The sequence below is a fragment of the Burkholderia sp. A2 genome, assembly GCF_001729305.1.
Classification (GTDB): Bacteria; Pseudomonadota; Gammaproteobacteria; order Burkholderiales; family Burkholderiaceae; genus Burkholderia; species Burkholderia sola.
Map to the genome: position 1 here is coordinate 20,441 of NZ_LZXX01000134.1, position 6,643 is coordinate 27,083.

Sequence of the window (6,643 nt, forward strand, 5' to 3'; positions counted from 1 at the left end):
ACGAATAATTTTCACGGTGCGTCGAGCGCGCCGGTGCCGGCCGGATCCTGCCGGTAGTAGCGCGCGAGCAGCCGGTACAGCTCCGGAAATTCGGACTCGAACGCTTTCGGCCGCACGAACAGCGCCTCGCTGCACACCGCGAAGAATTCCGACGGGTGGTCGGCCGCATAGGGATCGATCAGCGAATCCCGCTCGAAGCGCGCCCACGCGCGGTCTGGCACCGCGTCGACGCGCGCGCAGAATTGGTCGTATGCGTGTTCGAACACGTCGGCCCATGCCTGGGCGTCGAGGTGCGGCGCATGCCAGCGGCGAAAAAGGGGCGGATAGCCGTCGGCCGCGCCGTTGACCATGTCGATCTTGTGCGCGAATTCGTGGATCACGACGTTGTACGCGTCCCGGCCGTCCGTCATCTGCGCGTCTTCCCACGACAGGATCACGGGGCCGCCTTCCCACGCCTCGCCGCTCGCATCCTGCTCGACTTCGTGGACGACGCCGTCCTCGTCCTGCACGGTCTTGCGGATCACGAATTCGCCCGGATACACGACGACGCCGACCCAGCCGTCATACAGCGACAGGTCGAGATTCAGCACGGGCAGGCAGGCCTGCGCGGCGATCGCGACGATCATCGCGTCGGTCAGCTCGAGCCCGTGCGCGGTCGAAAACGATTTTTTCGCGACGAACAGGCTCGTCAGCTCGCGCAACCGGCCGAGCGCGTCGGGCGGCAGCGCGGCGAGGAACGGCAGGCGCTCGACGGTTTCGTGCCACAGCGCGTCGGGAATCGGATGGCTGCGCAGCGCGCGGTCGCGGCGGCGGTCGTCGAACCAGCGGGTCAGTTTCGAAAGCATGGAGGCTGCGGACGAAAATCCAAAGCCTGTCTTTTAACTCAATCGATCTGTTTTTGCCATGCCGCGAAGAGGCCGCCGACGAGCGCGACGCCCGCGAGGAAGTAAAAGCCGTCGAGCGATGCGAGGAACGACGCCTGTTGCGCGACCATCCGCGCAATCGACGCGATCGCGAGGCCGTGCGCGTCGTTCAGCGCGTGGCCCGCGGCCGCATAGCTGCGCGTCAGCGCGTCGGCGGTCTGCTGGAACAGCGGATCGAACACGTTCGCGCGCTCGACGAGCCGCGTCTGATGCATGGCCAGCCGGTGCTGCTCGACGATGATCACCGACGACGTCGCGAACGAGATCGTCAGTTGCCGCACGATGTTCTTCACCCGGTAGCCATGCGTGTATTCGTCGATCGCGAAGATCCGGAACGTGAGATTCGCGACCGGCAGCACGATGAACAGCAGCAGCAACCCGCGCAGCAGCAGCGGGACGACCAGCGCGGCTTCGCCGACCTGCGGCGTCATCCGCGTCATCGATAGCGCGGCCGTGACGGCGATCGCGAATCCCGGCACGACGAACCACTTCTTGTGCGTGACGAATTTCGCGTAGCGCAGGTAGGCGAACAGCGCGGTGGCCGAAATCAGCGACATCGTGCCGACCAGGCGCCCGGCATTCTCGACCGGATAGCCGAGGCCGCCCTCGAGCAGCCGCGCCGTCAGGTAGCTGAAGCCCGTCGTCTCGTAGTAATAGAACATGTAGAGCAGCAGCCCGACCTGGAACGTCCGCTCTCGAAACGCATGCAGCCGCACGAGCGGCGTCGGGTGATGCCACTGGTGATACGCGAACCATGCGAGCGCGCCGAGCCCCGCGATCGTCAGCACGATCAGCATCGGCGAGCCGCTGTAGAGCTGGTAATGCACCTGCTGCAGCACGATCTGCAGCGCGCCTTGCGCGAGGGCGAACACCACATATGGCCAGAAGTGGCCGGAGCCGCGTTCGTCGTCCGGCGTGCGGCCCGAATCGGGCAGCGTGAGCAAGGCGAGGGCCGCGAACGCGATGCCGGCCGGCGCCGTGCACGCGAACAGTGCGCGCCACGTCGAATGCGCGACCAACAGCCCGCCGACGATCGGCGCGAGCGCGCTGCCGAGCAGGATCATGATCAGGAACGCGCGCGTCGCGGGCGGCCGTGCCTGCGGCTTGAAGCTGATCTGGATCAGGATCCGGCACGCGCCCATCATCGGGCCGATGAAATAGCCCTGGAAGCCGCGCGCGAACGCGAGCTCCAGCGACGTGTCGGCCAGCGCCGCCGCGATCGCGCCGAACGAGAACATCAGCATGCAGCCTGCGACGTAGCGGCGATGGCCGAGCCGGTCGACCCACCATTGCTGCTGCAGGATGCCGAGCACGGCCGTGACCGCGTAGGCGCTCGACGACCACACGAGTTCGTCGGGCGACGCGTTGATGCCGCCCGCGATGTAGCTTGCGAAGAACGAGAAGACGGCGTTGTCGAAGTAATCGATGCCGGTGACGAGCGCGAGCGCCCATGGAAACAGGTCCGCGCGCAGGTTCGCACGGCTCCACAGTGGCCGGCCCGGCACCGCGTTCATTCGCGATCCTTGCGTGCGCGGCGCGTGCCGGCCTCCGCCCGCCGCTGCGCGATCAGCGCATCGGCGTTCTCGCCGGCGAGGCGCCGCTCGACGTAATCGATGTCGTGCTGCAGTTCCTTGCGCAGCGCGACGGCTTCCTTCAGCTCGCGCTGGACGGCCGCGATCCGCCGGTCGAGCGTGTCGATCTGCTCGGCGAGGCCGGCGCGGATGTCGCGCAGCGATGCGTCCGAATAACGTCGCCGGCCGTCGCCCGTTTCTTCCAGCGGACGCTTCAGCATTTCGGTGATGCCATGCAGCGAGAAGCCGAGCGCACGCAGCCGCAGGATGCGCGCGAAGCGCTCGAGGTTGGCTTCGTCGTAGAGGCGGTAGCGGCCTTCGCTGCGCGACGGCGTGACGAGCCCGCGCTCCTCATAGTATTTCAGCGTGCGCGGCGTGACGCCGAGCCGCGACGCGGCGTCGCTGACGGTCAATAGCGGGGTGGAGGCGTCGTTCGGCATCGGATCGGGGGATTGGGCGGGACAATGACGCGATTATAGATCAACCTGTACGTTCACGTTCATGTTTGAATCGAAAAACGGCCGCCGGGCTGGATGCGCGGGCGGCCGTGTTGCGGAGCGGGAGGGCGATCAGCCGCCGCGGCGCATCAGGTCGAAGAACTCGGAATTGCTCTTCGTCTGGCGGATCTTGTCGAGCAGGAATTCCATCGCCTCGACTTCGTCCATGTCGTGGATGAACTTGCGCAGCACCCAGATCTTTTGCAGGATCTCGGGCTTGATCAGCATTTCCTCGCGACGCGTGCCCGACTTGTTCAGGTTGATCGACGGGTACACGCGCTTTTCCGCGAGACGGCGCTCGAGGTGCACTTCCATGTTGCCGGTGCCCTTGAACTCTTCGTAGATCACGTCGTCCATGCGGCTGCCGGTTTCGATCAGCGCGGTGCCGATGATCGTCAGCGAGCCGCCTTCCTCGATGTTGCGTGCCGCGCCGAAGAAGCGCTTCGGACGCTGCAGCGCGTTCGCGTCGACACCGCCCGTCAGCACCTTGCCCGACGCCGGGATCACGGTGTTGTACGCACGCGCGAGACGCGTGATCGAGTCGAGCAGAATCACGACGTCGTGCTTCATTTCGACGAGACGCTTCGCCTTCTCGATCACCATTTCGGCGACCTGGACGTGGCGCGTGGCCGGTTCGTCGAACGTCGACGCGATCACTTCGCCGGCGACCGAGCGTTGCATTTCGGTCACTTCTTCCGGACGCTCGTCGATCAGCAGCACGAACAGGATCACGTCCGGGTGGTTCTGCTTGATCGCGTGTGCGATGTGCTGGAGCATCACGGTCTTGCCCGACTTCGGCGACGCGACGAGCAGGCCGCGCTGGCCCTTGCCGATCGGCGCGATCATGTCGATGATGCGGCCCGTGACGTTTTCCTCGCCGCGCATCTCGCGTTCGAGCGACAGCGGCTTGTTCGGGTGCAGCGGCGTGAGGTTCTCGAACATGATCTTGTGTTTCGAGGCCTCGGGCGGCTGCCCGTTGACTTTGTCGACCTTCACCAGCGCGAAGTAGCGCTCGCCGTCCTTCGGCGTACGGACTTCACCTTCGATGGTGTCGCCGGTGTGCAGGTTGAAGCGGCGGATCTGCGACGGGCTGATATAGATGTCGTCGGTGCTCGCGAGGTACGACATTTCCGGCGAGCGCAGGAAGCCGAAGCCGTCCGGCAGTACTTCGAGCGTACCGTCGCCGAAGATCGTCTCTCCCGTCTTGGCGCGCTTTTTGAGAATGGCGAACATCAGCTCCTGCTTGCGCAGGCGGTTCGCGTTTTCGATCTCCAGGCCGTTGGCCATTTCGATCAGTTCGGAGACGTGCAGAGACTTGAGCTCGGATAAATGCATACGGAGAACCCGCCAGGGAGGAGATGCGACGAAAGAAAATAAGGGAGGAGGGCGAGCGGAGGCGCTCAGAGACTTAAATGCGTCTTGTCGACGTTTTTTAATTCTAGCATAGCCCGATTCGCGCTTGAGCGAGCGATCGGCGGCTTGACAACGGACGTGTTGCCGACTGACAACACGTCCGCGGAACTGCCGGTATTACAGGTGGCTGTCCAGGAATGCGGTGAGCTGCGACTTCGACAGCGCGCCGACCTTCTGTGCGGCGGCCGCGCCGTTCTTGAACAGGATCAGCGTCGGGATGCCGCGCACGCCGAATTTCGCCGGCGTGGCCTGGTTGTCGTCGACGTTGATCTTCGCGATCTGCAGCTTGTCGCCGTAGTCCTTCGCGACTTCGTCGAGGATCGGGGCGATCATCTTGCACGGGCCGCACCATTCGGCCCAGAAATCGACGAGCACGGGCTTGTCGGACTTGACGACGTCCTGTTCGAACGATGCGTCGCTGATGTGTTTGATCTGTTCGCTCATTGGGTCAATACCTCTTACGGTTCGGGGACTGCCTGCTTGCGCGTTGCAGCGTACCGGCCTCCGTAGGCTGCCGGCCGCTGCGGCAGGGCACTCCGCCTTCCGGGACGGAGGGACGTAAGCGCTGCATGCCGCGGCTCGCGGGTCGTTCGGGCGTCATATTAGCCTAAATTGCTATCTGCTGCGGGCGGCGATAGTAGCCGCTATGCGAGTAGGGGTACGACGCGACGTTCGACCGTCGTGCCACGCAGGTGGAGGCCGGTCCGCCAATTACAAGGGGCGGGCCGCGTGCAACGTGTCCGAATGGGCGAAGCGCGGGTTTGCCCGGCGAGATTCGCATTGATGCGAACAAACGGTCGCATTCGTCCGGAAGCGGTGATAGAATATGCCGTGACGGGCCTCCTCGCATGGTGGGGCGGTGAACCTGGTCAGGTCGGGAACGAAGCAGCCACAATCGTTTTCCGCCAGTGCCGAGGGTTGGGCTCGTCACCTTCCTTCTCGCCCCGTTCGCAGGGCGTTTTTTATTTCTGCTTCACACTCCGTTCGACCTGCGCCTTGCCCGTGTTCCGCACCGTTTCGCGTGTCGGCGCGACGCAGCGTTACTGATACAATTTCCCGATGACCTATCAAGTTCTCGCACGCAAGTGGCGTCCGAAGGATTTCGCTTCGCTCGTCGGCCAGGAGCACGTCGTCAGGGCGCTCACGCACGCGCTCGACGGCGGGCGTCTCCATCATGCCTATCTGTTTACCGGAACCCGCGGTGTCGGCAAGACGACGCTGTCGCGGATCTTCGCGAAGGCGCTCAACTGTGAAACCGGCGTGACGTCGCAGCCGTGCGGCGTCTGTCGCGCCTGTCGCGAGATCGACGAGGGCCGTTTCGTCGATTACGTCGAGATGGACGCGGCGAGCAACCGCGGCGTCGACGAGATGGCCGCGCTGCTCGAGCGCGCGGTGTATGCACCGGTCGATGCGCGCTTCAAGGTCTACATGATCGACGAAGTGCACATGCTGACGAACCACGCGTTCAACGCGATGCTGAAGACGCTCGAAGAGCCGCCGCCGCACGTCAAGTTCATCCTCGCGACGACCGATCCGCAGAAAATTCCCGTCACCGTGCTGTCGCGCTGCCTGCAGTTCAACCTGAAGCAGATGCCGGCCGGGCACATCGTGTCGCATCTCGAGCGGATCCTCGGCGAAGAGCAGATCACGTTCGAGCCGCAGGCGCTGCGCCTGCTCGCGCGCGCCGCGCAGGGCAGCATGCGCGACGCGCTGTCGCTGACCGACCAGGCGATCGCCTATTCGGCGAACGAGGTGACCGAGTCGGCGGTGTCGGGCATGCTCGGCGCGCTCGACCAGACTTACATGGTGCGCCTGCTCGACGCGCTCGCGGCCGGCAACGGCCCGGAAATCCTCGCGATTGCCGACGAGATGTCGCTGCGCAGCCTGTCGTTCTCGACCGCGCTGCAGGATCTCGCGAGCCTGCTGCACCGGATCGCCTGGGCGCAGTTCGCGCCGGGCTCGGTGCTCGACGAATGGCCGGAAGCGGCCGACCTGCGCCGTTTCGCGGAAACGCTGAGCGCCGAGCAGGTGCAATTGTTCTATCAGATCGCGACGGTCGGGCGCGCCGAACTCGGCCTGGCGCCGGACGAATATGCCGGTTTCACGATGACGCTGCTGCGGATGCTCGCGTTCGAGCCGGCCGCTGGCGCCGGCGGCGCGCCGGGCGGTCAGCCGTCCGTGCCGCCGCGTGCGGTGCCGGCCCCGCGCGCAGCCGCGGCACCGGCCGCCGCCGCGGCGA

General features: G+C 65.2%; 6 protein-coding genes and 1 other RNA gene. 2 read left to right on the plus strand and 5 right to left on the minus strand.

Features of this window, described 5'->3' with window-relative positions; translation table 11 throughout:
• Positions 1-11: 11 nt before the first annotated feature.
• From A9Z05_RS29995 to trxA, 5 genes are all read right to left on the minus strand, one after another.
• Entirely contained in the window at positions 12-845 is an 834-nt protein-coding gene (locus A9Z05_RS29995; protein ID WP_069621260.1) for a zinc-dependent peptidase, read from the minus strand.
• A 38-nt stretch (positions 846-883) separates the two neighbouring features.
• On the minus strand, positions 884-2,437 hold the full coding sequence (locus A9Z05_RS30000) for an MFS transporter (protein WP_069621261.1): 1,554 nt from the start codon (positions 2,435-2,437) through the stop codon (positions 884-886).
• Entirely contained in the window at positions 2,434-2,934 is a 501-nt protein-coding gene (locus tag A9Z05_RS30005; RefSeq protein WP_069621262.1) for a MerR family transcriptional regulator, read from the minus strand. Before A9Z05_RS30005 ends, A9Z05_RS30000 begins: the two co-directional genes overlap by 4 nt.
• 129 nt (positions 2,935-3,063) lie before the next feature.
• The gene (gene rho / locus A9Z05_RS30010; protein ID WP_006478662.1) at positions 3,064-4,326 is read right to left on the minus strand and encodes a transcription termination factor Rho; all 1,263 of its coding nucleotides are present in this window, start codon (positions 4,324-4,326) and stop codon (positions 3,064-3,066) included.
• A gap of 195 nt (positions 4,327-4,521) precedes the next feature.
• Positions 4,522-4,848 carry a thioredoxin TrxA gene (gene trxA, locus A9Z05_RS30015; RefSeq protein ID WP_006402348.1) on the minus strand — a complete coding sequence of 109 codons (327 nt, stop codon included), beginning with the start codon at positions 4,846-4,848 and terminating at the stop codon, positions 4,522-4,524.
• A gap of 389 nt (positions 4,849-5,237) precedes the next feature.
• Here trxA and ffs point away from each other — a divergent pair.
• Both ffs and dnaX read left to right on the plus strand, forming a co-directional pair.
• Positions 5,238-5,336, plus strand: an RNA gene (gene ffs / locus A9Z05_RS30020) — signal recognition particle sRNA small type.
• Between the two features lie 127 nt (positions 5,337-5,463).
• The coding region (gene dnaX, locus A9Z05_RS30025) for a DNA polymerase III subunit gamma/tau (RefSeq protein ID WP_069621263.1) at positions 5,464-6,643 on the plus strand (1,180 nt) is incomplete at its 3' end.